A 26064-nucleotide genomic window follows, 5' to 3' on the forward strand; every position below is an offset into this window, starting at 1 on the left:
AGCGTCCGCGCGGCGCCCCGGGGGCGGGCATGGCCCGGCCTGCTACGCCCCGGATGGCCTGCGACCGCGGGCGGCGATGTTGAGGAGGGCGGCCGCGACGATGATGCCGACCCCCGTCAGCTGCGCGAGCGAAACCGTTTCTCCCAGCGCAAGCCACGCGAGAAGCAGCGAGAACACGACGGTCAGGTACTGGAGGGACGCGGCGACGATCGGGTCGCCGGAGCCAAACGCCTTCGACACGCCAAACTGCCCCAGCGCCCCCAGGACCCCGGCCATCACGAGCAGCAGGCCGCCCTGGACGTCATGGCCGATGTGGAGCCGGGCCAGCGAGGTCAGCGGGAATGACAGGACGGCCGCGATGGCCGAGAAATAGAACACCATCTGCCATTCGTTCTGCGCGGCGCGCTTCAGCACGCGGACGTCCTTGAATGCAAGCGCCGCCATCGCCGAAGCGCACACGCCCGACGCGACGGGGATGACATCGCCGGGTTGCAGGCGGCCGCTGAAGGGGTTCAAAAGAACAATGACGCCCAGCAAGCCGAGCAGGAGGTATCCGAGCTCCCGCGTCGATGGCTTGCTGCCGGAGCCGTCGCCGAGGTAGAGGATGAGCCCGAGGAAAAGTGGCGACAGGTAGTTCAGCGTCACGGAGACGCCCATCGGCAAGACCCCCAGCGTGTAGTACCAGGTCGCCATGGACACCAGCCCGAAGGCGCTGCGCCGGGCATGGAGGCCGAAAACAGGCGTCCGCAGCGGGAAGCGGAGGACTGGCCGGAGCAGCAGCACGAAGCAGGCGGACGACGCCGACCTGATGAACAGGATGTCGGGAACCGAGAACTGTTTTGCTTCCAGCTTGATGATGAATGCCATCACCGTCAGGGCGATTGCATGAACGCAGTCCCCGACATGCTGGTATAGGTTCTCCCGACAAAGACAACGCCATTGCGACGTGAGAAGAGCAGAGCAAGCCGAAGCCAATGAACCCACGCGACCGAAGCCCCCACTGATGCAGGCCTTCGAAGCCCTGGAAGACCCACGCCGCAGGGCGAGTTGCGCCTATCCGCTGGACGAATTGCTGCTGACGGCACTGTGTGCGGTGACCAGCGGCGCGGACGACTGGGTCGCCGATGGGGCGGAGCCGCATCGCTCCATGACGGCGGTTGGCGCCAAGCTGTTCGTGGTCGACTAGATGCCCGCGCCGGCCTCGAACAGGCTCAGGCGGCTGGCGCTGAGCTTCACGCGCTGGCCGCCCTGCAGGCGCAGCGCCTCGGCCTGCTCGCGGGTCAGCTCGGCTTCGAGCGGCTGGCCGCCTGGGCCGATCAGCTCGACGCGGGCGCTGGCGCCGAAGGCCAGCACGCGCTCCACGGTCGCGGCCAGGCCGGGCGCCGATTCGTCGGTGGCGATCTGCAGCTCGTGCGGGCGGGCGTAGGCCTGCACCTCGCCGTCGCCGTGCGCGCCGCGGTGCGGCAGCTGGTGCTCGCCGATGTGCAGCACGCCGCCGCGCGCCTGGCCCACGAAGTGGTTGACCGCGCCGAGGAAGCCGTACACGAAGGGCGTGGCCGGGCGCTCGTAGACCTCCTGCGGCGTGCCCACCTGTTCCACGCGGCCGTGGTCCATCAGCACGATGCGGTCGGCCACCTCCAGCGCCTCGTCCTGGTCGTGGGTGACGAAGATGCTGGTGATGTGCAGCTCGTCGTGCAGCCGGCGCAGCCAGCGGCGCAGCTCCTTGCGCACCTTGGCGTCGAGCGCGCCGAAGGGCTCGTCCAGCAGCAGCACGCGCGGCTCGACGGCGAGCGCCCGCGCGAGCGCGATGCGCTGGCGCTGGCCGCCGGAGAGCTGGGGCGGGAAGCGGTCGCCCAGCCAGTCCAGCTGCACGAGCTTGAGCAGTTCGGTGACGCGCTTCCTGATCTCGGCCTCGGGCAGCCGCTGCCGGCGCGGCTTCACGCGCAGGCCGAAGGCGACGTTGTCGAACACCGTCATGTGGCGGAACAGCGCGTAGTGCTGGAACACGAAGCCGACCTGGCGCTCGCGCACATGGGTGTCGGAGGCGTCCTGGCCGTCCAGCAGCACGCGGCCGGCGTCGGCCTGCTCCAGCCCCGCGATGATGCGCAGCAGCGTGGTCTTGCCGCAGCCCGAGGGGCCGAGCAGCGCGACGAGCTCGCCGCGCGGGAAGTCCAGCGACACGTCGCCCAGCGCCGTGAAACCGCCGAAGCGCTTGTGGATGTTTTGGACCTGGATTCCCATCACGCTTCCTTCGACGCGGCCGTGGCGCGCCATTCGACGAATTGCTTGATCACCAGCGTCACCAGCGCGAGCAGCGCCAGCAGCGAGGCCACGGCGAAGGCGGCGGCGAACTGGTATTCGTTGTAGAGGATCTCGACGTGCAGCGGCAGCGTGTTCGTCTGGCCGCGGATGTGGCCGGACACGACCGACACCGCGCCGAACTCGCCCATGGCCCGCGCGTTGCACAGGATGACGCCGTACAGCAGCCCCCACTTGATGTTGGGCAGCGTGACGCGGCGGAAGGTCTGCCAGCCGCTGGCGCCCAGCACCGTGGCGGCCTCCTCCTCGTCCCTGCCCTGGGCCTGCATCAGCGGGATCAGCTCGCGGGCGATGAACGGGAAGGTCACGAACACGGTGGCCAGCACGATGCCCGGCACGGCGAAGACGATCTTGAGGTCGTGCGCCTGCAGCCACGGCCCCAGCCAGCCCTGCGCGCCGAACAGCAGCACGTACATCAGGCCGGCGACGACCGGCGACACCGAGAAGGGCAGGTCGATGAAGGTGATCAGCAGCTGCTTGCCGCGGAACTCGTGCTTGGCGATCAGCCAGGCGGCGCTGACGCCGAACACCAGGTTGAACGGCACCGCGACGGCCGCGGCCAGCAGCGTGAGCCGGATGGCGGACAGCGTGTCGGCGTCGGCCAGCGCCGAGAAGTACGCGTCCCAGCCCTTGCGCAGCGCCTCGGTGAACACGGCCACCAGCGGCAGCAGCAGGAAGACGGCGAAGAAGCCCAGGCCCAGCGCCAGCAGCAGCCAGCGCACCGGCCGCGACTCGCGCGTGGCGGGGTTGGCCTGGTAGTCCGGGCGGGTGCGGGAGACGGACAGCGCGGTGCTCATCGCGCCCCCCGCTTCGACGCCCAGGCCTGCAGGCCGTTGATGACGAGCAGCAGCACGAAGCTGACCACCAGCATGACCACCGCGATGGCCGTGGCGCCCACGTAGTCGTACTGCTCCAGCTTGGAGATGATCATCAGCGGCGTGATCTCGCTGACCATCGGGATGTTGCCGGCGATGAAGATCACCGAGCCGTACTCGCCCACCGCGCGCGCGAAGGCCAGCGCGAAGCCGGTGAGCAGCGCCGGCAGCAGCGTCGGCAGCACGACGAAGCGGAACGTCGTCCAGCGCTGCGCGCCCAGCGACGCGGCGGCCTCCTCCAGCTCCGTCTCCATGTCCTCCAGCACCGGCTGCACCGTGCGGACGATGAAGGGCAGGCCGATGAAGATCAGCGCCAGCAGGATGCCCAGCGGCGTGAAGGCGATCTTGAGGCCCTCCTCGCCGAACAGCGGCGCCAGCGGCCCGCCGGCCGCGAACAGCGCGCCGACCCAGCCGTTGGGCGCGTACAGCGCGGTCAGCGCGATGCCGGCCACGGCGGTGGGCAGCGCGAAGGGCAGGTCGATCAGCGCGTCCACCAGCTTGCGGCCGGGGAACTCGTAGCGTACCAGGCACCAGGCCAGGATCAGGCCGAACACCAGGTTGATGCCGGCGGCCAGCAGCGCCGCGCCGAAGCTCAGCCGGTACGACGCGACGACGCGCGGCGACGTGGCCGCGGCCCAGAACGCGTCCCAGCCGTGGCCGGCGGACTTGATGAACACGGCCGCCAGCGGGATCAGCACCAGCAGCGACAGGTAGAACAGCGTGAAGCCCAGCGTCGGCGCGAAGCCGGGCAGCACACGCCGTCGCCCCAGCGAGAACGAAGCCATAGGAATGAGAGGTAGGTCCTGCATTTCAGGCCGGGCCGCGCTGGCAGGCATCGCCGTGCCCTCGAATTGGCGGCGGCCAGGCCCGGTCCGCGTTCAGCGCGGCGGCCCGGGTGTGTGTGGAGGCGGGGCGGCGCTCAGCGCTTGATCCCGGCCATGATCTGGTCGAAGGTGCCGCCGTCCGCGAAGTGCGTCTTGCTGACCTTGGCCCAGCCGCCCAGCGTCTGCTCGACCGTGAACAGCTTGATGTTGGCGAAGCGCTGCGCGTGCTTCTTGAAGACGGCCGGGTCGCGCGGGCGGAAGTTGTTCCTGGCGATGATGTCCTGCGCCTCCGGGCTCCAGTGGAAGTCCAGGTAGGCCTTGGCCAGCGCGGCCGTGCCCTTCTTGGCGGCCACCTTGTCGACCAGCGCCACCGGCGCCTCCGTCTCGATCGAGATGCTGGGGTTGACCTGCTCGAACTTGCCCTTGCCGAACTCGTTCTCGATCAGCTCCACCTCGGCCTCGAAGGTGACCAGCACGTCGCCGATGCCGCGCTGCGTGAAGGTGGTCGTCGCGCCGCGGCCGCCGCCGTCCAGCACCGGCACGTTGCTCAGGATCTTGGTGGCCAGCTCGCGCGCCTGCGCCTCGGAGCCGCCGTTGGCCAGCACGCTGCCCCAGATGGCGAGGTAGCTGTAGCGGCCGTTGCCGGTCACCTTGGGGTTGGGGATGATGACCTTGACGCCCGGGCGGGCCAGGTCGGCCCAGTCCTTGATGCCCTTGGGGTTGCCCTTGTGGACCAGGAAGGTCATCGTCGACGAATAGGGCGCCGCGTTGTTGGGGAAGCGGCTGCGCCAGTCGGCCGGCGTCAGGCCGCTGCTGGCGAGCTGGTCCACGTCGGTGGCCTGGTTCATCGTCACGACATCGCCCTCCAGGCCGCCGATCACGGCGCCGATCTGCTTGCTGGAGCCGCCGTGGCTCTGGTTCACCGTGACGGCCTGGCCCTTGGCCTTCTGCGCGGCGACGAAGGCCGGGTTGATCTGCTTGTACAGCTCGCGGGCCACGTCGTAGGAGACGTTCAGCAGCACCGGGTCGGCGGCGAAGGCGGGCAGGGCGCCGGAGGCGGCGAACAGCGCCAGGGTGGCGCGGCGGGTGAGCTTGGCAATGGACATGTCGGCAGGCCGTCGATGGAGCGAAGCCGCGAGGGTGCCCGAAGTCGCTTATTCGGGGAACGACAGTTTGCTTATTTCCTTATGCGCCATCCGCCCGATCGCGGCCACGGCGGCGCCAGGGTACATTGCCGGCCGCATGCCACAGGGCGCCGCCGCGCGCCGCGGGACCCACCATGAGCCAGCCCCAAGACATTTCCGCCCAGTTCACCGCCGCCCGCGCCGCCGGCCGCGCGCTGTCCGCCTACCCCGGCCTGCCGCCGGCCACGCTGGCCGAGGCCTATGCCGTGCAGGCGGCCGCCATCGCCCGCTGGCCCGACGCCGTGGCCGGCTGGAAGGTCGCGCGCGTCAACCCGGCGTTCGCCGCCCAGTTCCCTGAAGAGCGCCTCATCGGCCCGGCGTTCGCGGCCAACATCCACCGCCCGGCTGCCGGCGACGCGGCGGCCTGCCCGGTGTTCGAGGGCGGCTTCGCGGCCGTCGAGGCGGAGATCGTCATCGTCGTCGCGGCCGACGCGCCGGCCGGCAAGTGCGACTGGGCCGCGGACACCGCCGCCGCACTCGTGGCCGCGATGCACATCGGCGTGGAAGTGGCCAGCAGCCCGCTGGCGACGCTGAACGACCTCGGCCCCGGCGCCGTCATCTCGGACTTCGGCAACAACTGGGGCGTCGTCGTCGGCCCCGAGATCGCGGACTGGCGCGAGCGCGAGAGCATCGCCGCCGAGACCTTCATCGACGGCCAGTCGGCCGGCACCGGCCGGGTCGCCCTCCTGCCCGGGCCGCTGGGTGCGCTGGCCTTCACGCTGAACAAGCGCGCGCAGCAGGGCGCGCCGCTGCGGGCCGGCGACGTCATCTCGACCGGCATGATCACCGGCGTGCACGACGTGCGCATCGGCCAGCAGTCGCGCCACGTGTTCGAGGGCGTCGGCGAGCTGCGGGTGCGGGTCACCCGCGCCGCGGCCCGCCCCGGCAACTAGACCAGGCCCTGCTTGCTCGCCAGCACCGCCGCCTCCGCGCGGCTGCTGACGTTGAGCTTCTTGTAGATGCTCTTGATGTGGTCGTTGACGGTGAACCACTTGATGCCCATCAGGTTCGCGATCTCCTTGATCGTGAAGCCCTTGCTCAGGTAGGTCAGCACCTCGTTCTCGCGCGGCGTCAGGCGCTCCCACTCGGGCGGCGGGTCCAGCGCCACGCTGCGGCTGTTGCCGAACGGCGCGTGCGACGACGACAGCGAGCCGAAGCCGGAGGTCAGCGGCATGGTGCCGCTGTCGCCCGACGAGGGGCGGAAGTGCGACAGCAGCCGGCGCGCGATGGCCGGCGACAGCGGCGGCTGGCCGCGCACGATGCGCTGCAACTCCTCCACCAGCACCTCGAAGCGGTCCTCCTTCAGCAGGTAGCCGTCGGCGCCGCACTGCAGCGCGGGGAAGAGGTGGTCGTCGTCGGAGTACAGCGTCGTGACGATCTTGATCGCCGTCGAGCCGGCCTGCTCGGTCAGGAACTCCATGCCGTTGCCGTCGGGCAGCTCCAGGTCGACGAGGATGAGCTTGAAGCCGCCGTCCCCGGCCTTGCCGACCTGCCGGCGCGCGCTCTCCAGGTCGCCGGCCTCGGTGATCTCCATCACATCGCTGAAGCTCTCGCGCACCACCCGGCACAGGAAGCTGCGGGCGACGGGGTTGTCTTCGATGATGAGGACTTTGACGGTCATGGCGGAGCGGGCGCAGCGGCTGTCGGTTCGACCGGCGAATGTAGCGCAGCCACCTTGTCGGGCGCTGTCGCAGGGGGCAGGGCCTGGGGTTTCAGGCTTCCGGATTGGCGAGGACCAGCTTGCCGACGACCTCCCGCGCCGCCATGCGCGCGAAGGCCGCGGGCAGCTGCTCCATGGGCAGCACGCGGTCCAGCACCGGCTTGAGGCGGCCGGCGGCATACCAGCCGGCCAGCTCGGCCATCATCCGCGCGTTGCGGCCCGGCTCGCGCTTGGCGAACTCGCCCCAGAACACGCCCACCAGCGACGCGCCCTTGAGCAGCGCCAGGTTCAGCGGCAGCGCCGGGATGGCGCCCTGCGCGAAGCCGATGACCAGGTAGCGGCCGCGCCAGGCGATGGAGCGGAAGGCGGCCTCGGCCAGGTCGCCGCCGACAGGGTCGTAGACCACGTCGGGCCCCTTGCCGCCGGTCAGCGCCTTCAGCTCGTCGCGCAGGTTCTGCGTGGCGTAGTTGATCGCCGCGTCGGCGCCCAGCGCCTTGCAGGCCTCGCACTTGGCGTCGCTGCCGGCGGCGGCGATCACGCGCGCGCCCGCCGCCTTGGCGATCTGGATGGCCGCCGTGCCGACGCCGCCGGCCGCGCCGAGCACCAGCACCGTCTCGCCGGCCTGCAGCGCGCCGCGGTCCATCAGGCCGTGGTGGCTGGTGGCATAGGTGCAGATGAAGGCGGCGGCGTCCTCGAAGCTGAAGCCGTCCGGCAGCGGCATGGCCAGCGCGGCCGGGATGCAGACCTCGGTGGCGAAGCCGCCCAGCCCGCCGAACGCGGCGACGCGCTGGCCCACGGCAAAGCCCGCCACGCCTTCGCCCACCTCGGTGACGACGCCCGAGAACTCCGTGCCCGGCACGAAGGGCAGCGGCGGCTTCATCTGGTACTTGTTCTGCACGATGAGCAGGTCGGGGAAGTTCAGGCTCGCGGCACGGATGGCCACGCGGATCTGGCCGGCGGCCAGCGCCGGCGCCGGCACCTCGCGCCACTGCAGCGCGTCCACGCCCACCGGGTTCTCGCAGACCCATGCCTTCATCGTCGTCTCCTGGGGAAAATATGAAGCGCCGATGATAGAAATCGGGCGGCCGGCACCCGGTCCCGCAGGTGACGCGCTCCCTACAATCGCGCGCCATGCGAATCCTGATTTCCAACGACGACGGCTACCTCGCGCCGGGCCTCGCGGCCCTCGTGAAAGCCTGTGAAGGCCTGGGCGAGATCGACGTCATCGCCCCCGAGCAGAACGCCAGCGGCACCTCCAACTCGCTGACGCTGGGCCGGCCGCTGAACGTCTACCGGGCCGCCAACGGCTTCCGCTACGTCAACGGCACGCCGTCCGACGGCGTCCACCTGGCGCTGACCGGGCTGCTGGGCTACCGGCCGGACCTGGTCGTCTCCGGCATCAACAACGGCGCCAACATGGGCGACGACACGCTGTACTCCGGCACCGTCGCCGCCGCCACCGAGGGCTACCTGTTCGGCATCCCGTCGATCGCGTTCTCGCAGGTCGAGAAGGGCTGGGGCGAGCTGGACGCCGCCGCCCGCGTCGCGCGCAGCCTCATCGAGCAGGTCATCGCCGGCGGGCTGGGGCAGGGCTTCCTGCTGAACGTCAACATCCCCAACCGGCCCGACGCCGACGCGCTGCCGCGCCGCATCACGCGGCTGGGCCGGCGGCACGCCAGCGAAGGCATCATCGAGCAGCTCAACCCGCGCGGCGAGACCATCTACTGGATCGGCCCGGCCGGCGACGCCCGCGAGGCCGGCGAGGGCACCGACTTCCACGCCACCGCCAACGGCCAGGTGTCCATCACGCCGCTGCAGGTGGACCTGACCGAGCATGCGTCGCTCGGCGCCTGGGCGCAGCGCCTCGGGCTCTGACGTGACCGCGCCCAAGCGCTTCCCCGCCACGCTCAAGCCCGCCGCGGCCGCCGTGCAGCGCGAGGTGCTGATGCCGCAGCGCCACCTGCACCAGGCCACGCGCGACGCCGCGCGGCTCGCCCGCCCCAGCGGCACCGGGCTGGACGGCGGCGCGGTGCGCGAGCGCATGGTGGCGAGGCTGCGCGCCGAGGGGCGCTTCGACGAGCGCGTGCTGGCCGCGATGGCCGCCGTGCCGCGCCACGAATTCGTCGATACCGCGCTGGCCGCGCAGGCCTACGAAGACACGGCCCTGCCCATCGGCCACGGCCAGACCATCTCCAAGCCCTCGGTCGTCGCCCACATGCTCGGGCTGCTGTTCGCCGGCCACGGCGCGCGGCAGCGCGGCTCGCTGGGCCGGGTGCTGGAGATCGGCACCGGCTGTGGCTACCAGGCCGCCGTCATCGCGCTGCTGGCGCGCCAGCTGACCACCATCGAACGCCTGCAGGGCCTGCACGACAAGGCGCGGCAGAACCTGCAGCGCGTGGCCCTGCCCCGCTCGCAGCCGGCGCCGCGGCTCATCTGGGGCGACGGCCACGCCGGCCACGCGGCCAGCGGCCCGTTCGACAGCATCATCGCCGCGGCCGGCGGCGAGGACCTCCCGCCGGCCTGGGCGGCGCAGCTGGCCCCAGGCGGCCGGCTCGTGGCGCCCATGGCCGCCGCCGGCCGCGGCCAGGTGCTGGTCGTGCTGGACCACGTCGTCGAAGGCGGCGCCAGCCGCTGGGTGCGCAGCGAGCACGAGGCGGTGCTGTTCGTCCCCCTAAAATCCGGCGTCGTCTGAGACCGCTGGCGCGCCGCGCCACGCCATCCGGGCGGCCCTCCCACGTGCACCAGCCCCACGATGCCTTCACGCCTGCGCCACCTTTCCGTCCTCCTCGCCGCCCCGCTGCTGCTCAGCGCCTGCGGCACGTCGCTGAACCGGGCCCCGGTCGAGGACCGCAACCCGCAGCCCAGGGCCGCCGCGCCCGCGGCGTCCGCCGCCGAGGCGCACGAGGTCAAGCCGCCGCCCGGCGCCGAGAACGCCGGCAAGCCCGGCTACTACACGGTCAAGCTGGGCGACGCGCTGATCCGCATCGCGCTGGACAACGGCCAGAGCTGGCGCGACGTCGCCCGGTGGAACGGCCTGGAGAACCCCAACCGCATCGAGGTGGGCCAGGTGCTGCGCGTGGTGCCGCCGGGCGTGGACGCCAGCGCCGCGACGGCGCGGCCCATCGCCAGCGCCGGCAAGGTCGAGTCGCGGCCGCTGGACGCGAAGCCGCCGGTGGCCTCGGCCAGCGCGGCGCCCGCGCCGGCAAAGGAGCCGACCAAGGAGCCGGCGAAAGAGCCGGCGAAGGAAGCCGCCGCCGCGTCGGACGATGACGCGCCGGCCTGGGCCTGGCCGGTGTCGCAGCCCGTCAGCGCCGGTTTCGACGAGCAGCGCAACAAGGGGCTGGACTTCGCCGGCAAGGCGGGCGACCCGGTCTTCGCGGTCGCCGACGGCCGCGTCGTCTACGCCGGCTCGGGCTTGCGCGGCTACGGCAACCTGGTCATCATCAAGCACAACAACACCTACCTCACGGCCTACGCCCACAACCGGGCGATGCTGGTCGAGCAGGATCAAGCCGTGCGCAAGGGCCAGAGGATTGCCGAGATGGGTTCCACCGAGAGCGACTCCGTGAAGCTGCACTTCGAGGTGCGCAAGCTCGGCAAGCCCGTCGATCCGGCCAAGCTGCTGCCGCCGCGCTGACGCCCGAGCCGCACGGACGACACCCCGGGCCAGCGACCACGCCATGAAACGCGCTGCGCCCCTCCCGAACGGCCATGACGGCCACGACAGCCCTGGCGGCGCCGCCGCAGGCGAGCCGGGCGGGGTGCCGCCGGCGCTGAACGGCGGGCCGCCGGCGGGCGGCGACGAGCGTGCGCTGCTGCGCCAGGCGGGCGGCGAGGTCGAGTCCGGCAATGCGCTGCAGGCCTATCTGCGCGACATCCGCCGCACGCCGCTGCTGACGCCGCAGCAGGAGTTCGACACGGCGCAGGCCGCGCGCGCGGGCGACTTCGAGGCCCGCCAGGCCATGATCGAGCACAACCTGCGGCTGGTCGTCAGCATCGCCAAGAACTACCTGGGCCGCGGCCTGCCGATGAGCGACCTCATCGAGGAGGGCAACCTCGGCCTGATGCATGCGATCGGCAAGTTCGAGCCGGAGCGGGGCTTCCGCTTCTCGACCTATGCGAGCTGGTGGATCCGCCAGAGCATCGAGCGCGCGCTGATGCAGCAGGCGCGCCTGGTGCGGCTGCCGGTGCACATCGTGCGCGAGTTGAACCAGGTGCTGAAGGCCCGCCGCGCACTGGAGGCGCTGCAGAGCGCGCAGGGTGCGGAGGGCCGCGTGCGCGCCGAGGACGTGGCCCAGGCCCTGGGCCGGCCGGTGGACGAGGTGGCCCAGTTGCTGGCCCATGCCGAACTGCCCAGCTCGCTGGATTCGCCGGTCGAGCGCCATGGCGAGGGCGGCGAGTCCATGCTGGACCTCGTGGCCGACGAGCAGGCCATCGACCCGATGGGGCTGCGCCTGTCGCACGAGGTCGAGGCGCTGCTGCGCCACGGCCTGGCCAGCCTGAACGAGCGCGAGCGCGAGGTGCTGTCGGGCCGCTACGGGCTCGCCGACCGCGAGCCGGAGACGCTGGACGTGCTGGCCATCCGCCTGAAGCTCACGCGCGAGCGCATCCGCCAGATCCAGATCGAGGCGCTGGCCAAGCTCAAGCGCAACATGATGCGGCATGGCGTGGACCGGGACTCGATCTTCTAGGCCTGCCGGGATAATCCCGGCCCTATGACTCAGACAACGGATTGGCTCAAGGTCGAGAGCCTCGAGCTTGAAGCGCAGGGCGTGGCGCACAACGCCGAGGGCAAGGTGGTGTTCATCGACGGCGCGCTGCCGGGCGAGATCGTGAAGGCGCAGATCGCGCGCCGCAAGAACAACTGGGAGCAGGGCCAGCTCGCCGAGATCCGCAAGGAGAGCCCGCTGCGCGTGACGCCCGGCTGCCCGCATTTCGGCCTGCATGCCGGCGCCTGCGGCGGCTGCAAGATGCAGCACCTGCACGCGGGCGCGCAGGTGGCGGTGAAGCAGCGCGTCGTCGAGGACCAGCTCTGGCACCTGGGCAAGGTCAGGCCCGAGACGCTGCTGCGGCCGATCGAAGGGCCGGCCTGGGGCTACCGCTACCGCGCGCGCTTCTCGGTGCGCTATGTGGCGAAGAAGGGCGTGGTGCTGATCGGCTTCCACGAGCGCAAGAGCCGCTACGTGGCCGACATGCAGGTCTGCAAGGTCGTGCCCCGGGCGGTCAGCGACCTGCTGATGCCGCTGCGCGCGTTGATCGCCGCGATGGCCGAGCGCGACCGCCTGCCGCAGATCGAGCTGGCGATGGGCGACGAGGTCATCGCGCTGGTGCTGCGCCACCTGAACCCGCTGCCGGCGGGCGACCTCGCGCTGCTGCGCGAGTTCGCCGCACGGCATGGCGTGCAGTGGTGGCTGCAGCCCAAGGGGCCGGACACGGTGGCGCTGCTGGACGAGGGCGGTCCGCAGCTGGCCTATGCGCTGCCGGAGTTCGGCATCCGGATGCCGTTCAAGCCCACCGATTTCACGCAGGTCAACCCGCACATCAACGCGACGCTGGTGGGCCGCGCGCTGCGGCTGCTGGCCGTGGCGCCCGGGGACCGCGTGATCGACTGGTTCTGCGGACTGGGCAACTTCACGCTGCCGCTGGCCACGCAGGCGCGCGAGGTGCTTGGCATCGAGGGCAGCGAGGCGCTGGTGCAGCGCTCGCGCGAGAACGCGGCCGCCAACGGGCTGGCGCACAAGACGAGTTTCGTCGCGCGCAACCTGTTCGAGATGACGCCCGCGCTGTTGGCCCAGGACGGCACGGCCGACCGCTGGCTGATCGACCCGCCGCGCGAGGGCGCCTTTGCGCTGGCCAAGGCCGTGGCCGACATCGCGCAGGACCCGTCGCTGGCGCCCGGCTGGGTGGCGCCGAAGCGCATCGTCTACGTCAGCTGCAACCCCGCGACGCTGGCGCGCGACGCCGGCCTGCTGGTCAACGTGGCCGGCTACCGCTGCACGGCGGCCAGCGCGGTGAACATGTTCCCGCACACCGCGCACGTCGAAAGCATCGCCGTCTTCGACCGCTGAAAAAGAAAAGGAGCCGCGTCAGCAGGCTCCTCATCCAGCGGCACTGGCGGAACCGGCTCTGCCGGGCCGCTCAGTGCGCCCCCTCGAGGGGGCGGCGCGTCAGCGCCTTCGGGGGTGGGTTATCTACTCCCGGTCGCCGCCGAAGATGCCCAGCAGGCTGAGCAGGCTCTGGAACACGTTGTAGATGTCCAGGTAGATGGCCATCGTCGCGCTGATGTAGTTGGTCTCGCCGCCGTCGATGACGCGCTTGATGTCGTACAGCATGAAGGCCGAGAACACGGCCAGCACCAGCACCAGGATCGTCAGCATCAGCGCCGACGACTGCAGGAAGATGTTGGCGATGCCGGCCACCATCAGGATGACGGCGCCCACCAGCAGGAACTTGCCCATGGCGGACAGGTCGCGCTTGATGACCGTGGCCAGGCTGGCCATCGTGAAGAAGATCGCCGCGGTGCCGCCGAAGGCCGTCATGACCAGCGAGGTGCCGTTCCTGAAGCCCAGCACGTGGCCCACCAGGCGCGACAGCATCAGGCCCATGAAGAACGTGAAGCCCAGCAGCACGGCCACGCCGGCGGCGCTGTTCTTGGTCTTCTCGACGGCGAACATCAGCCCGAACGCGCCGATGAAGAAGACGAGCGTGCTCATGCCCGGGCTCATCGTGGCGAACAGGCCGGTGGCGACGCCGACCCAGGCGCCCAGCACCGTGGGAACCAGGGACAGCGCCAGCAGCCAGTAGGTGTTGCGCAGCACGCGCTGGCGGTCGGTGGCCAGGCCGCCGGGGGCGTAGCCGTATTGCGTTTGCAAGGTGTCGTTCATGACGATCCTCCGAAAGACGAATGGAAACGTGCCGATTTTAGTTGCGGCAACAGCCGGCTACATTGAGGCTTTTATCGGGAAAACAAGGCCATGAAGCAGCAAGTCCAGCTCGAACTCGAAGACGTGAAACGCATCGCCGCGGCCGCCGAGGCGCACGCCCGCGCCCAGGGCTGGGCGGTCAGCGTCGCCATCGTCGACGCGGGAGGCCACCTGCTGTGGCTGCAGCGCCTGGACGGCGCCGCGCCCATCTCCGCGCAGATCGCGCCGGCCAAGGCGCAGACGGCCGCGCTGGGCCGCCGCGAGTCCAAGGTCTACGAGGACATGGTCAACCAGGGCCGGACCTCCTTCCTCAGCGCGCCGGGCCTGCAGGGGCTGCTGGAGGGCGGCCTGCCCATCCTGGTGGACGGGCAGTGCGTGGGCGCGGTGGGCGTCAGCGGCGTGCGCTCCTTCGAGGATGCGGAGATCGCCCGCGCCGGCATCGCGGCGCTTTGAGGCGGCCCGGGCCGGTTACGAAGCCTCGGTACTAACCCGTGTCGGCTATACTCGATGGGTTTACCTGAACCCACCTGCTGCCCGGCGAAAACCTCCTTGGTTTCTTCAAGCTGACCCGTCTTCGGCCGGGTTGATGCCGGGCACGCGCCCCACTTGCGGAGACTCTTTGTGCTGGCTGACCTGCTCCATCCCCCTCAAGCAATCCTGGCGCTGGCGGATGGGACGGTGTTCCGGGGCCAGTCCATCGGCGCGACGGGCCAGACCGTCGGCGAGGTGGTGTTCAACACCTCACTGACCGGCTACCAGGAAATCCTGACCGACCCCAGCTACTGCCGGCAGATCGTCACGCTGACCTATCCGCACGTCGGCAGCTACGGCATCAGCGAGGAAGACGTCGAGGCGGGCCGGGTGTTCGCCGCCGGCTTGGTCATCAAGGACCTGCCGCTGCGCGCGTCCAACTTCCGCGCCGGCAGGACGCTGGACGCCTACCTGCGTGAGCAGGGCGCGGTGGCGATTGCCGGCCTGGACACGCGCCGCCTGACGCGCGTGCTGCGCACCCGGGGCGCGCAGAACGGCTGCATCCTGGCGCTGCCGGCCGGCGAGGCCCTCACCCAGGCGCACCTCGACGCGGCCGTCGCCGCCGCGCAGGCCGCGCCGTCGATGGCCGGCCTGGACCTGGCCCGGGTCGTCAGCCGCCGCGAGCGCGAGGTCTGGACGCAGACCGAATGGCAGCTCGGCAGCGGCTACGGCACGCAGGCCAGCCCGAAGTTCCACGTCGTCGCCTACGACTTCGGCGTCAAGCACAACATCCTGCGCATGCTGTCCTCCAGGGGCTGCAAGGTCACCATCGTGCCGGCGCAGACGCCGGCCAGCGCGGTGTTCGACCTGGAGCCGGACGGCGTCTTCCTGTCCAACGGCCCCGGCGACCCGGAGCCCTGCGACTACGCGATCGCGGCCACCGCGCAGCTGATCGAGTCCGGCATCCCGGTCTTCGGCATCTGCCTGGGCCACCAGATCCTGGCGCTGGCCTCGGGCGCCAAGACCTTCAAGATGAAGTTCGGCCACCACGGCGCCAACCACCCGGTGAAGGACCTGGACAGCGGCCGCGTCGGCATCACCAGCCAGAACCACGGCTTCGCGGTCGATGCCGACACGCTGCCGGCCCATCTGCGCGCCACCCACGTCAGCCTGTTCGACGGCACGCTGCAGGGCATCGCCCGCACCGACAAGCCGGCCTTCAGCTTCCAGGGCCACCCGGAAGCCAGCCCCGGCCCGCACGACATCGCCTACCTGTTCGACCGTTTCATCGGGATGATGGCCAAGGCCTGAGGACCGCGCGATGTTCGGCATCACCGACCTCGGCACCTACCTCGCGGCAGCGATCTTCATCATCCTGCTGCCGGGGCCCAACTCGCTGTACGTGCTGTCTGTCGCGGCCCAGCGCGGCGTGCGCGCCGGCTACACGGCCGCCTGCGGCGTGTTCGTCGGCGACACGGTGTTGATGACGGCCGCGGCCGCTGGTGGTGCCTCGCTGCTGATGGCCAGCCCGCAGGTCTTCTTCGTCGTGAAGATGGTGGGTGCGGCCTACCTCGGCTGGATCGGCATCCAGCTGCTGCGCGGCGGCGTGAAGAGCTGGCGCGGCGGGACCTTGGCAGCGGGGCAGGCCGAGGCGCCGCGCGCCGTCGATGCCCGCCAGCCCTTCCGCAAGGCGCTGGTCGTCAGCCTGCTGAACCCCAAGGCCATCGCCTTCCTGCTGTCCTTCTTCATCCAGTTCGTCGATCCGGCCTACCCGCACCCGGCGCTGACCTTCCTGATCCTGGGTTCCATCATCCAGGTGCTCAGCTTTCTCTACCTCTCGACGCTGATCTTCGCCGGCGCCCGCCTCGCGGCGGCCTTCCGCGCGCGGCGCCGGCTCTCCGGTGCCGCCAATGCCGGCGTCGGCGCACTTTTCGTGGGGTTCGGGGCCAAGCTGGCCACGGCCACGCTCTAAGCAGACTCGCAAGCCATGCCAAAACGTACAGACCTCAAGAGCATCCTCATCATCGGCGCCGGCCCGATCATCATCGGCCAGGCCTGCGAGTTCGACTACTCCGGCGCCCAGGCCTGCAAGGCGCTGCGCGAGGAGGGCTACAAGGTCATCCTGGTCAACAGCAACCCGGCGACCATCATGACGGACCCGGACACGGCGGACGTCACCTACATCGAGCCCATCACCTGGCAGGTGGTCGAGAAGATCATCGCCAAGGAGCGGCCCGACGCGGTGCTGCCGACCATGGGCGGCCAGACCGCGCTGAACTGCGCGCTCGACCTGCACAAGCATGGCGTGCTGGCCAAGTACGGCGTCGAGATGATCGGCGCCAACGAGACGGCCATCGAGAAGGCCGAGGACCGGCTGAAGTTCAAGGACGCGATGACCAAGATCGGCCTGGACTCGGCCAAGTCCGGCATCGCGCACACGCTGGAAGAGGCCTGGGCCGTGCAGAAGCGCATCCACGCCGAGATCGGCGGCAGCGGCTTCCCGATGGTCATCCGTCCCAGCTTCACGCTGGGCGGCACCGGCGGCGGCATCGCCTACAACCCGGAAGAGTTCGAGACCATCTGCAAGCGCGGCCTGGACCTGTCGCCGACCAACGAGCTGCTGATCGAAGAGAGCCTGATCGGCTGGAAGGAGTACGAGATGGAGGTCGTCCGTGACAAGGCGGACAACTGCATCATCGTCTGCTCCATCGAGAACCTCGACCCGATGGGCATCCACACCGGCGACTCCATCACCGTGGCGCCGTCGCAGACGCTGTCGGACAAGGAATACCAGCTGCTGCGCAATGCGTCGCTCGCCGTGCTGCGCGAGATCGGCGTGGACACCGGCGGCTCCAACGTGCAGTTCTCGATCAACCCGAAGGACGGCCGCATGGTCGTCATCGAGATGAACCCGCGCGTGTCGCGTTCGTCTGCTTTGGCGTCCAAGGCCACCGGCTTCCCGATCGCCAAGGTCGCGGCCAAGCTGGCCGTCGGCTACACGCTGGACGAGCTGAAGAACGACATCACCGGTGGCGCGACGCCGGCCTCGTTCGAGCCCAGCATCGACTACGTCGTCACCAAGATCCCGCGCTTCGCGTTCGAGAAGTTCCCGATGGCCGACTCGCGGCTGACGACGCAGATGAAGTCCGTCGGTGAGGTGATGGCGATGGGCCGCACCTTCCAGGAGAGCTTCCAGAAGGCGCTGCGCGGCCTGGAGACCGGCATCGACGGCCTGACCGAGCGCTCCACCGACCGCGAAGAGATCGTGCAGGAGATCGGCGAGGCCGGCCCCGAGCGCATCCTGTTCCTGGCCGACGCCTTCCGCATCGGCATGACGCTGGACGAAATCTTCGAGGAGACCGCGGTGGACCCGTGGTTCCTCGCGCAGATCGAGCAGCTGGTGCAGATCGAGGCGGACCTGAAGGGCCGCGCGATCGAATCCATCACCGAGGCCGAGCTGCGCCTGCTGAAGACCAAGGGTTTCTCGGACAAGCGCCTGGCCACGCTGCTGGGCACGAACCAGCACGCCGTGCGCGAACGCCGCCATGCGCTGAACGTGCGCCCGGTCTACAAGCGCGTGGACACCTGCGCGGCCGAGTTCGCCACGCAGACGGCCTATATGTATTCGACCTACGAAGGCGAGGGCGCCGAGTGCGAGGCGCAGCCGACGGACAGGAAGAAGATCATGGTGCTCGGCGGCGGTCCGAACCGCATCGGCCAGGGCATCGAGTTCGACTACTGCTGCGTGCATGCCGCGCTCGCGATGCGCGAGGACGGCTACGAGACGCTGATGGTCAACTGCAACCCCGAGACCGTCTCGACCGACTACGACACGTCCGACCGCCTGTACTTCGAGCCCGTCACGCTGGAAGACGTGCTGGAGATCGTCGACAAGGAGAAGCCGGCCGGCGTCATCGTGCAGTACGGCGGCCAGACGCCGCTGAAGCTCGCGCTGGACCTGGAGCGCGCCGGCGTGCCCATCATCGGCACGACGCCCGACAGCATCGACATCGCCGAGGACCGCGAGCGCTTCCAGAAGCTGCTGCACGAACTGGGCCTGAAGCAGCCGCCGAACCGCACGGCGCGCACCGAGGAGCAGGCCGTCATGCTGGCCAACGAGATCGGCTACCCGCTGGTCGTGCGCCCCAGCTACGTGCTGGGCGGCCGCGCGATGGAGATCGTGCATGGCGACAAGGACCTGGAGCGCTATATGCGCGAGGCCGTGCGCGTGTCCGAGAAGTCGCCGGTGCTGCTGGACCACTTCCTGCAGGACGCCGTCGAGGTGGACGTGGACTGCATCAGCGACGGCGCCGACGTGATGATCGGCGGCATCATGGAGCACGTCGAGGCGGCCGGCATCCACAGCGGCGACTCGGCCTGCTCGCTGCCGCCCTACACGCTGGCCGCCGACGTGCAGGACGAACTGCGCCGCCAGACCGCCGCGATGGCCCGGGCGCTGAAGGTCGTCGGCCTGATGAACGTGCAGTTCGCGATCCAGGGCGACGTGGTGCAGGGCCTCGCCGCCTGCACGATCTACGTGCTGGAAGTGAACCCGCGCGCCTCGCGCACCGTGCCCTATGTCAGCAAGGCCACCGGCCAGCAGCTCGCCAAGATCGCCGCGCGCTGCATGGCCGGCGTCAGGCTCAAGGACCAGAAGGACCGCAACGGCAGGCCCCCGCGCGAGGTCGTGCCGCCGTACTACAGCGTCAAGGAAGCCGTCTTCCCGTTCAACAAGTTCCCCGGCGTGGATCCCATCCTCAGCCCCGAGATGCGTTCGACCGGCGAGGTGATGGGCGCGGCCCGCAGCTTCGGCGAGGCGATGCTGAAGAGCCAGATCGGCGCCGGCTCGCGCCTGCCGCGCCAGGGCCAGGTGCTGCTCACCGTGAAGAACGGCGACAAGGCCCGCGCGGTCGCCATCGCGCGCGACTTGCACGCGCTGGGCTTCGGCATCGTCGCCACCAAGGGCACGGCCGCCGCCATCGCGGACGCGGGCGTGCCGGTCAAGCTCATCAACAAGGTCAAGGACGGCCGGCCGCACATCGTCGATGCGCTCAAGGGCGGCGACATCCAGCTCGTCTTCACGACGGTGGACGAGACCCGCACCGCGATCGCCGACAGCCGCTACATCCGCCAAGCCGCGCTCGCCAACCGCGTCACCTACTACACGACGATGGCCGGCTGCGAAGCCGCCGTGGAAGGCATGAAGCACCAGGACGGCCTGCTCGTGCAGTCGCTGCAGGAGTTGCACGCCGAGCTGGTGTGACGGTCCGCCCCGGCCCCGTCGGGCAACGCCGGGGCCTTCAGGGTTTGTGCGGGCGGCCCGTGGCCGTTGGCAGCATCGGGCTGGCTTAAAATCCGGCCTCCATTGATTCCGCCGCCGCCGTCCAGGAGCGCCTGGGCCGCAGCGGCGGAACTCTTTTTGTCCATCGAGTTTTGACATGACGACCATCCCCCTGACCACGCGCGGCGCCGAGAAGCTGAAGGAAGAGCTGCACCGCCTGAAGACCGTGGAGCGCCATGCGGTGATCCAGGCCATCGCCGAGGCGCGCGCGCAGGGCGACCTGAGCGAGAACGCCGAGTACGAGGCCGCCAAGGACAAGCAGGGCTTCATCGAGGGCCGCATCCTGGAGATCGAAGGCAAGCTGGCCGCCGCGCAGGTCATCGACCCCGCCGCGCTCGATGCCGGCGGCCGCGTGGTGTTCGGCGCCACGGTGGACCTGGAGGACGAGGACAGCGGCAACGCCGTGACCTACCAGATCACCGGCGACGACGAGGCCGACATCAAGCTGGGCCGCATCTCGATCAGCTCGCCCATCGCGCGCGCGCTGATCGGCAAGGAAGCCGGCGACACCGCCGAGGTGCAGGCGCCGGGCGGCGTGCGCCGCTACGAGATCATCGCTGTCCGCTACGAGTGATGGTCGCGCGGCTGCAGGCCCTGCTGGCCGCCCTGTGGGGCGGCTTTTTGCTGTGCATCGCGTCCGTCGCCACGCCCAGCGCGTTCGCCGTGCTGGAGCGGGCGCAGGCCGGCGCCTACGTGGCGCGGGTGTTCGCCGTCGAGGCGCAGGCCAGCCTGGCGGTGGCCCTGGTGCTGATGCTGCTCGAGCGCCGCCTCGCGCGCGAGGCGCTGGCGGCGGGCGTGGCGCGCCCGGTGTTCTCGGCCAGGCTGCTGCTGCCGGCCGTGGCGCTGTTCTGCACCGTGGCCGGCTACTACGGCCTGCAGCCGCTGATGGCCCAGGCCCGGGCCGGCGTGGGCGTCGCGTCCTTCGCGGCGCTGCACGGCGTGTCGCTGGCCTTCTTCGGCGTCAAGGGCCTGGCGGTGCTGGCCCTGGCCTGGCTCAGTCTGAAGCGGACTTCTTGACGCTGGTCATGCGGCGCTTCTTGGCCCGCTTGACCTCGCCGCCCTGGGTCACGCGCTCGTTGCCCATGACCTTGACCTTGTTCACCTGCGGGCGGCCGTTGCCGCTCTTGGAGAACTTGACGATCTTGACCACGCGCGGGCCGGGCATCGCGCCGTCGCGCTCGGCCCGGGCCTTCTCGGCGACGGGGCGCCACAGCACCAGCAGCTTGCCGATGTGCTGGATGGGCGCGGCGTTCAGCTCGTCGCACAGCTGCGCGAGCATGGCCTCGCGGGCGGCGCGGTCGTCGCCGAGCACGCGCACCTTGATGAGGCCGTGCGAGGCCAGCGCCGCGTCGGTTTCCTTGACGACGGCGGGCGTCAGGCCCTCGCCGCCGATCATCACGACCGGGTCGAGATGATGGGCATCGGCGCGCTTGTCCTTGCGCTGGGCGGGGGTCAGGTTGATTTGAGGCATCTGCCTATTATCGTTACCCGATGAAAACTCAAACGAAAAGCAAGAAGCTCAACAAGGCGTGGCTGAACAACCATGTGTCGGACCCCTATGTGCAGCAGGCGCAGAAGGACGGCTACCGCTCCCGCGCGGCCTACAAGCTCAAGGAGATCGACGAGGAGCTGAAGCTGATCCGCCCGGGCCAGGTCGTGGTCGACCTGGGCGCCACGCCGGGCGCCTGGAGCCAGTACCTGCGCCGCAGGTTCGCGCCCAAGGAGGCGGGGCAGGGCGGGGCGGCCGTGGGCCAGCTCAACGGCACGATCATCGCGCTGGACCTGCTGGACTTCGAGCCCATCGAGGGCGTGCATTTCATCCAGGGCGATTTCCAGGACGACGCGGTGCTGGCCGAGCTGGACGCGGCGCTGGCCGGGCGGCCGGTGGACGTGGTGGTGTCGGACATGGCGCCCAACCTGTCGGGCATCGCCGTGACGGACGCCGCCCGCATCGTCAACCTGATCGAGCTGGCCGTGGACTTCGCCGGCAGCCACCTCAAGCCCGAGGGCGCGCTGGTGGCCAAGGTCTTCCACGGCAGCGGCTACGACCAGCTCGTCGCGCTGTTCCGCGCGCATTTCAAGGCCGTCAAGGTGGTCAAGCCCAAGGCCTCGCGGGAGCGGTCTTCCGAGACCTTCCTGGTCGGTATCGGTTTGAAACCTCGCTGATGCCGGGGGCCATCCCCTTGCGTCACCTAAAATCGCCCCCACTGTCCTGAAACCCGCGCTGGGCCATTCAGGGCCAAGGAGTCGCAGTGAACAATCAATGGTTTTCGAAGTTCGCCGTCTGGATCGTGATCGCCCTGGTGCTGTTCACGGTCGTCAAGCAGTTCGGCGGCGCCACGGCACCCGGCAAGCAGGTGACCTATTCCGAGTTCCTGGACCTGGTCCAGTCGCACCGGATCAAGTCCGCCACGCTGCCTGACGGTTTCGCCGGCGACGTGGTCGCCGAGGACACCGACGGCAACAAGCTGCGCACGCTGACGACCGCCAAGGACCAGGGCCTCGTGGGCGACCTGATCAAGAGCGGCGTCAAGTTCGACGTCAAGCCGCGCGAGGAGCAGAGCTTCCTGATCAGCATGCTGATGAACTGGGCGCCCATGCTGCTGCTGATCGGCGTCTGGGTCTATTTCATGCGCCAGATGCAGGGTGGCGGCAAGGGCGGGGCGTTCAGCTTCGGCAAGTCCAAGGCCCGCATGCTGGACGAGAACAACAACACCATCACCTTCGCCGACGTGGCCGGCTGCGACGAGGCCAAGGAGGAGGTGAAGGAGCTCGTGGACTTCCTGAAGGATCCGCAGAAGTTCCAGAAGCTCGGCGGCCGCATCCCGCGCGGCGTGCTGATGGTCGGCCCCCCGGGCACCGGCAAGACGCTGCTGGCCAAGTCCATCGCCGGCGAGGCCAAGGTGCCGTTCTTCACGATCTCGGGCTCCGACTTCGTCGAGATGTTCGTCGGCGTCGGCGCGGCGCGCGTGCGCGACATGTTCGAGCAGGCCAAGAAGAGCGCGCCCTGCATCATCTTCATCGACGAGATCGACGCCGTCGGCCGCCACCGCGGCGCGGGCCTGGGCGGCGGCAACGACGAGCGCGAGCAGACGCTGAACCAGATGCTGGTCGAGATGGACGGCTTCGACACCAACCTCGGCGTCATCGTCATCGCGGCCACCAACCGCCCGGACATCCTCGACCCCGCGCTGCTGCGCCCCGGCCGCTTCGACCGCCAGGTCTACGTGACGCTGCCGGACATCCGCGGCCGCGAGCAGATCCTGAACGTCCACATGCGCAAGGTGCCGATCGGCCAGGACGTCAACGCCTCCATCCTCGCGCGCGGCACGCCCGGCATGAGCGGCGCCGACCTGGCCAACCTCGTCAACGAGGCCGCGCTGTTCGCAGCCCGCCGCGGCGGCCGCCTCGTGGAGATGATCGACTTCGAGCGCGCCAAGGACAAGCTCTACATGGGCCCCGAGCGCAAGAGCATGGTGATGACCGAGGACGAGAAGCGCGCCACGGCCTACCACGAGTCCGGCCACGCCATCGTCGCCGAGGTGCTGGAGGGCACCGACCCGGTCCACAAGGTCACCATCATGCCGCGTGGCCGCGCGCTGGGCGTGACCTGGCAGCTCCCCGAGCGCGACCAGTACAGCAAGTACTACAAGCAGATGCTCAACGAGATCAGCATCCTGTTCGGCGGCCGCATCGCCGAGGACCTGTTCGTGAAGGACATCTCCACCGGCGCCTCCAACGACTACGAGCGTGCCACCCGCATCGCGCGTGACATGGTCACCCGCTACGGCATGAGCGAGCTGCTCGGCCCGATGGTCTATGCCGAGAACGAGGGCGAGGTCTTCCTCGGCCGCAGCATGACCAAGACGGCCAACATCAGCGAGAGCACGCAGCAGAAGGTCGATTCCGAGATGCGCCGCATCCTGGACGAGCAGTACGCCGTCGCGCAGAAGATCCTGGAGGACAACCGCGACAAGGTCGAGGCGATGACCGAGGCGCTGATGAAGTGGGAAACCATCGACCGCGACCAGGTGCTGGACATCATGGCCGGCCGCCCGCCGCGCGCGCCCGACGACAAGCCGACGACGCCCAGCGGCCCCGCCGGCGGCACGCCCCCGGTCAGCACCGACGGCGCCCCCGCCGCGGCCTGAGCGCTCACTTGAAACCGACGGGCCCGCGAGGGCCCGTTTTCCATTCCGAAAGACCATGCACTGGCAGACCCGCCGCTTCCTGCTGGACCTGAGCCGGCCGCGCGTGATGGGCATCGTCAACGTGACGCCCGACTCCTTCTCCGACGGCGGCCGACACGACGACGCGCGCGCCGCCATCGCGCACTGCGAGCGCCTGGTGGCCGAGGGGGCGGACATCCTGGACATCGGCGGTGAGTCCACCCGCCCCGGCTCGCCGCGCGTGGACGCCGACAGCGAATGGGCGCGCATCGCCGACGTGCTGGCGGCCGCGGTGACGCTGGGCGTGCCGGTCTCGGTCGACACCTACAAGCCGGACGTCATGCGCCGCGCGCTGGACGCGGGCGCCGACATCATCAACGACGTGCAGGCGCTGCAGCTGCCGGGCGCGCTGGCGGCGGTGGCCGGCCGCGGCGCCGGCGTGTGCCTGATGCACATGCGTGGCGACCCGGCGTCGATGATGGAGCTGGCGGTGTATGGCGACGTGGTCGCCGAGGTCGGCCGCTTCCTGGCGCAGCGCGCGCAGGCGGCGATGGCCTCGGGCATCCCGGCCGGCTGCATCGCGCTGGACCCCGGCTACGGCTTCGCCAAGACCGCCGCGCACAACCTGCAGCTGCTGGCCGGCCAGCGGCGCCTGGCCGCCCTGGGCCACCCGCTGCTGGCGGGCTGGTCGCGCAAGCGCACGCTGGGCGAGCTCACGGGCCGCGCCGTCCACGAGCGCCTGCCGGCCAGCCTGGCCGCGGCGCTGCGCGCCGTCAGCGCGGGCGCCCACGTCGTGCGCGTGCACGATGTCGCGGCGACGGTGGACGCGCTCAAGGTCTGGACCGCCGTCGACGCGGCGAAAATCGACTTCTCTGAAACAAAGGAACCTGCTCCATGAGCCGCAAGTATTTCGGCACCGACGGCATCCGTGGCACGGTCGGCCAGTCGCCCATCACGCCCGACTTCATGCTGCGCCTGGGCCATGCGGTGGGCCGCGTGCTGCGCCAGTCCGCCCAGCGCCCCACCGTGCTGATCGGCAAGGACACGCGCATCTCCGGCTACATGATCGAGTCCGCGCTGGAAGCCGGCTTCGCGTCGGCCGGCGTCAACGTGCTGCTGACCGGCCCGCTGCCCACGCCCGGCGTGGCCTACCTGACCCGCGCGCTGCGGCTGGACCTGGGCGTCGTCATCAGCGCCTCGCACAACCCCTTCGAGGACAACGGCATCAAGTTCTTCTCGGCCAAGGGCGAGAAGCTGCCGGACGCCTGGGAGCTGGCCGTCGAGGCCGCGCTGGACGAACCGCCGCAGTGGGTGGACTCCGCCAGCCTGGGCCGCGCCCGGCGGCTGGAGGACGCACGCGGCCGCTACATCGAGTTCTGCAAGAACAGCTTCGGCTCCGACCTGACGCTCAAGGGCCTGAAGATCGTCGTCGACGCGGCGCACGGCGCGGCCTACCACGTCGCGCCGGACGTGTTCCACGAGCTGGGCGCCGAGGTCGTCGCCATCGGCTGCAAGCCGGACGGCTTCAACATCAATGCCGGCGTCGGCGCCACCGCGCCGGCCGCGCTGGTCGAGGCGGTCAAGGCCCACGGCGCGGACTACGGCGTGGCGCTGGACGGCGACGCCGACCGGCTGCAGCTGGTGGACGCCGCCGGCCGGCTCTACAACGGCGACGAGCTGCTCTACGTGATGGTGGCCGACCGCCTGGGCCAGGGCCAGCGCGTGCCCGGCGCCGTCGGCACGCTGATGACCAACATGGCCGTCGAGCTGGCGCTGCGCGCGCGCGACGTGGAGTTCGTGCGCGCCAAGGTCGGCGACCGCTACGTGCTGGAGGAACTCGCCGCGCGCGGCTGGCAGCTGGGCGGCGAAGGCTCGGGCCATCTGCTGGCGCTGGACAAGCACACGACGGGCGACGGCATCGTCAGCGCGCTGCTGGTGCTGCAGTCCGTCTGCCGCAGCGGCCTGGGCCTGGCCCAGCAACTGCAGGGCGTGGACCTGTTCCCGCAGACGCTCCTGAACGTGCGCCTGGCCGCCGGCCAGGACTGGCGGAGCAGCCCCCGCCTGGCCGACGAACAGGCCGCCGTGGTGGCCGAGCTGGGCGACCGGGGCCGCGTGCTGATCCGCGCATCCGGCACCGAGCCGCTGCTGCGCGTGATGGTGGAGGCGTCCGACGCTGGCGTGGCGCAGCGCTGCGCGCAACGCCTGGTGGACGCCATCGCGGCCTGAGGCGAGGCCCTTCTCGTCCGGGCTTGTGCTGGCTGAACGCCGGCAAGCCCGGCTGGCCCGTCTTCGGAGCGC

26 protein-coding genes are annotated in these 26064 nt (G+C 70.3%); 17 read left to right on the forward strand and 9 right to left on the reverse strand.

Annotation, left to right across the window (positions count from 1 at the left end; translation table 11 throughout):
- Positions 1 to 42: 42 nt before the first annotated feature.
- Positions 43 to 867: a DMT family transporter gene (locus QM788_RS13180; RefSeq protein ID WP_415661930.1), complete on the reverse strand. Its 825-nt coding sequence runs from the start codon at positions 865 to 867 to the stop codon at positions 43 to 45.
- 136 nt (positions 868 to 1003) lie between these two features.
- On the opposite strand from QM788_RS13180, the gene QM788_RS13185 reads away from it, so the two are divergent.
- Positions 1004 to 1186 carry a transposase family protein gene (locus QM788_RS13185; protein WP_415661931.1) on the forward strand — a complete coding sequence of 61 codons (183 nt, stop codon included), beginning with the start codon at positions 1004 to 1006 and terminating at the stop codon, positions 1184 to 1186.
- Here the strand turns inward: QM788_RS13185 and QM788_RS13190 are convergent.
- From QM788_RS13190 to QM788_RS13205, 4 genes are all read right to left on the reverse strand, one after another.
- Positions 1183 to 2241 (reverse strand): sulfate/molybdate ABC transporter ATP-binding protein, encoded by a 1059-nt coding sequence (locus QM788_RS13190; RefSeq protein WP_415661932.1) that lies wholly within the window; start codon positions 2239 to 2241, stop codon positions 1183 to 1185. The genes QM788_RS13185 and QM788_RS13190 overlap by 4 nt on opposite strands.
- On the reverse strand, positions 2241 to 3116 hold the full coding sequence (cysW, locus tag QM788_RS13195; RefSeq protein ID WP_415661933.1) for a sulfate ABC transporter permease subunit CysW: 876 nt from the start codon (positions 3114 to 3116) through the stop codon (positions 2241 to 2243). Before cysW ends, QM788_RS13190 begins: the two co-directional genes overlap by 1 nt.
- Positions 3113 to 4003: a sulfate ABC transporter permease subunit CysT gene (gene cysT, locus QM788_RS13200; RefSeq protein ID WP_415661934.1), complete on the reverse strand. Its 891-nt coding sequence runs from the start codon at positions 4001 to 4003 to the stop codon at positions 3113 to 3115. Before cysT ends, cysW begins: the two co-directional genes overlap by 4 nt.
- Positions 4004 to 4113: 110 nt before the next feature.
- Positions 4114 to 5124, reverse strand: a complete 1011-nt coding sequence (locus tag QM788_RS13205) for a sulfate ABC transporter substrate-binding protein (RefSeq protein ID WP_415661935.1) — start codon at positions 5122 to 5124, stop codon at positions 4114 to 4116.
- A 173-nt stretch (positions 5125 to 5297) separates the two neighbouring features.
- Here QM788_RS13205 and QM788_RS13210 point away from each other — a divergent pair, with 173 nt between their 5' ends.
- On the forward strand, positions 5298 to 6095 hold the full coding sequence (locus tag QM788_RS13210; RefSeq protein ID WP_415661936.1) for a 2-keto-4-pentenoate hydratase: 798 nt from the start codon (positions 5298 to 5300) through the stop codon (positions 6093 to 6095).
- Here QM788_RS13210 and QM788_RS13215 read toward each other — a convergent pair.
- Both QM788_RS13215 and QM788_RS13220 read right to left on the reverse strand, forming a co-directional pair.
- The gene (locus QM788_RS13215; protein WP_415661937.1) at positions 6092 to 6823 is read right to left on the reverse strand and encodes a LuxR C-terminal-related transcriptional regulator; all 732 of its coding nucleotides are present in this window, start codon (positions 6821 to 6823) and stop codon (positions 6092 to 6094) included. The two genes, QM788_RS13210 and QM788_RS13215, sit on opposite strands and share 4 nt — an antisense overlap.
- A 91-nt stretch (positions 6824 to 6914) precedes the next feature.
- Positions 6915 to 7898, reverse strand: coding sequence for an NADPH:quinone oxidoreductase family protein (locus QM788_RS13220; RefSeq protein WP_415661938.1), 984 nt, complete (start codon positions 7896 to 7898; stop codon positions 6915 to 6917).
- Positions 7899 to 7993: 95 nt separating this feature from the next.
- Here QM788_RS13220 and surE point away from each other — a divergent pair, with 95 nt between their 5' ends.
- The 5 genes from surE to rlmD are packed head-to-tail and all read left to right on the forward strand — an operon-like array spanning position 7994 to position 12930.
- Positions 7994 to 8737 carry a 5'/3'-nucleotidase SurE gene (gene surE / locus QM788_RS13225; RefSeq protein ID WP_415661939.1) on the forward strand — a complete coding sequence of 248 codons (744 nt, stop codon included), beginning with the start codon at positions 7994 to 7996 and terminating at the stop codon, positions 8735 to 8737.
- Positions 8697 to 9554 carry a protein-L-isoaspartate O-methyltransferase family protein gene (locus QM788_RS13230; protein WP_415661940.1) on the forward strand — a complete coding sequence of 286 codons (858 nt, stop codon included), beginning with the start codon at positions 8697 to 8699 and terminating at the stop codon, positions 9552 to 9554. The genes surE and QM788_RS13230 overlap by 41 nt, the downstream gene beginning before the upstream one ends.
- Before the next feature lie 60 nt (positions 9555 to 9614).
- A complete protein-coding gene (locus QM788_RS13235) occupies positions 9615 to 10499 on the forward strand; it encodes a peptidoglycan DD-metalloendopeptidase family protein (RefSeq protein ID WP_415661941.1) in 885 nt (294 codons plus the stop codon).
- Positions 10500 to 10542: 43 nt separating this feature from the next.
- Complete coding sequence (gene rpoS / locus QM788_RS13240; RefSeq protein WP_415661942.1) at positions 10543 to 11553, forward strand: RNA polymerase sigma factor RpoS; 1011 nt, start codon at positions 10543 to 10545, stop codon at positions 11551 to 11553.
- A 24-nt stretch (positions 11554 to 11577) separates the two neighbouring features.
- Positions 11578 to 12930 (forward strand): 23S rRNA (uracil(1939)-C(5))-methyltransferase RlmD, encoded by a 1353-nt coding sequence (gene rlmD / locus QM788_RS13245; RefSeq protein ID WP_415661943.1) that lies wholly within the window; start codon positions 11578 to 11580, stop codon positions 12928 to 12930.
- A 123-nt stretch (positions 12931 to 13053) separates the two neighbouring features.
- Here rlmD and QM788_RS13250 read toward each other — a convergent pair whose 3' ends face one another.
- A complete protein-coding gene (locus QM788_RS13250; RefSeq protein ID WP_415661944.1) occupies positions 13054 to 13746 on the reverse strand; it encodes a Bax inhibitor-1/YccA family protein in 693 nt (230 codons plus the stop codon).
- A 90-nt stretch (positions 13747 to 13836) separates the two neighbouring features.
- On the opposite strand from QM788_RS13250, the gene QM788_RS13255 reads away from it, so the two are divergent.
- The 6 genes from QM788_RS13255 (at position 13837) to QM788_RS13280 (ending at position 20614) form a co-directional block, all read left to right on the forward strand.
- Positions 13837 to 14238, forward strand: coding sequence for a GlcG/HbpS family heme-binding protein (locus QM788_RS13255; RefSeq protein WP_415661945.1), 402 nt, complete (start codon positions 13837 to 13839; stop codon positions 14236 to 14238).
- Between the two features lie 168 nt (positions 14239 to 14406).
- Positions 14407 to 15567 carry a glutamine-hydrolyzing carbamoyl-phosphate synthase small subunit gene (carA, locus tag QM788_RS13260; protein WP_415661946.1) on the forward strand — a complete coding sequence of 387 codons (1161 nt, stop codon included), beginning with the start codon at positions 14407 to 14409 and terminating at the stop codon, positions 15565 to 15567.
- Between the two features lie 10 nt (positions 15568 to 15577).
- Positions 15578 to 16228 carry a leucine efflux protein LeuE gene (gene leuE / locus QM788_RS13265; protein WP_415661947.1) on the forward strand — a complete coding sequence of 217 codons (651 nt, stop codon included), beginning with the start codon at positions 15578 to 15580 and terminating at the stop codon, positions 16226 to 16228.
- A 15-nt stretch (positions 16229 to 16243) separates the two neighbouring features.
- A complete protein-coding gene (gene carB, locus QM788_RS13270) occupies positions 16244 to 19519 on the forward strand; it encodes a carbamoyl-phosphate synthase large subunit (RefSeq protein ID WP_415661948.1) in 3276 nt (1091 codons plus the stop codon).
- Positions 19520 to 19694: 175 nt separating this feature from the next.
- Positions 19695 to 20171 (forward strand): transcription elongation factor GreA, encoded by a 477-nt coding sequence (greA, locus tag QM788_RS13275; protein ID WP_415661949.1) that lies wholly within the window; start codon positions 19695 to 19697, stop codon positions 20169 to 20171.
- A complete protein-coding gene (locus QM788_RS13280; RefSeq protein WP_415661950.1) occupies positions 20171 to 20614 on the forward strand; it encodes a DUF4149 domain-containing protein in 444 nt (147 codons plus the stop codon). The genes greA and QM788_RS13280 overlap by 1 nt, the downstream gene beginning before the upstream one ends.
- Here the strand turns inward: QM788_RS13280 and QM788_RS13285 are convergent.
- The gene (locus QM788_RS13285; RefSeq protein WP_415661951.1) at positions 20592 to 21068 is read right to left on the reverse strand and encodes a YhbY family RNA-binding protein; all 477 of its coding nucleotides are present in this window, start codon (positions 21066 to 21068) and stop codon (positions 20592 to 20594) included. The genes QM788_RS13280 and QM788_RS13285 overlap by 23 nt on opposite strands.
- Positions 21069 to 21088: 20 nt before the next feature.
- On the opposite strand from QM788_RS13285, the gene QM788_RS13290 reads away from it, so the two are divergent.
- From QM788_RS13290 to glmM, 4 genes are all read left to right on the forward strand, one after another.
- Positions 21089 to 21763: an RlmE family RNA methyltransferase gene (locus tag QM788_RS13290; protein WP_415661952.1), complete on the forward strand. Its 675-nt coding sequence runs from the start codon at positions 21089 to 21091 to the stop codon at positions 21761 to 21763.
- An 86-nt stretch (positions 21764 to 21849) separates the two neighbouring features.
- Complete coding sequence (gene ftsH / locus QM788_RS13295; protein ID WP_415661953.1) at positions 21850 to 23748, forward strand: ATP-dependent zinc metalloprotease FtsH; 1899 nt, start codon at positions 21850 to 21852, stop codon at positions 23746 to 23748.
- Positions 23749 to 23803: 55 nt separating this feature from the next.
- The gene (folP, locus tag QM788_RS13300) at positions 23804 to 24664 is read left to right on the forward strand and encodes a dihydropteroate synthase (protein ID WP_415661954.1); all 861 of its coding nucleotides are present in this window, start codon (positions 23804 to 23806) and stop codon (positions 24662 to 24664) included.
- Positions 24661 to 25992, forward strand: a complete 1332-nt coding sequence (gene glmM / locus QM788_RS13305; RefSeq protein WP_415661955.1) for a phosphoglucosamine mutase — start codon at positions 24661 to 24663, stop codon at positions 25990 to 25992. The genes folP and glmM overlap by 4 nt, the downstream gene beginning before the upstream one ends.
- Positions 25993 to 26064: the final 72 nt, after the last annotated feature.

It is taken from the genome of Roseateles sp. (assembly GCF_047654785.1).
Taxonomy (GTDB): Bacteria; Pseudomonadota; Gammaproteobacteria; order Burkholderiales; family Burkholderiaceae_C; genus Pelomonas.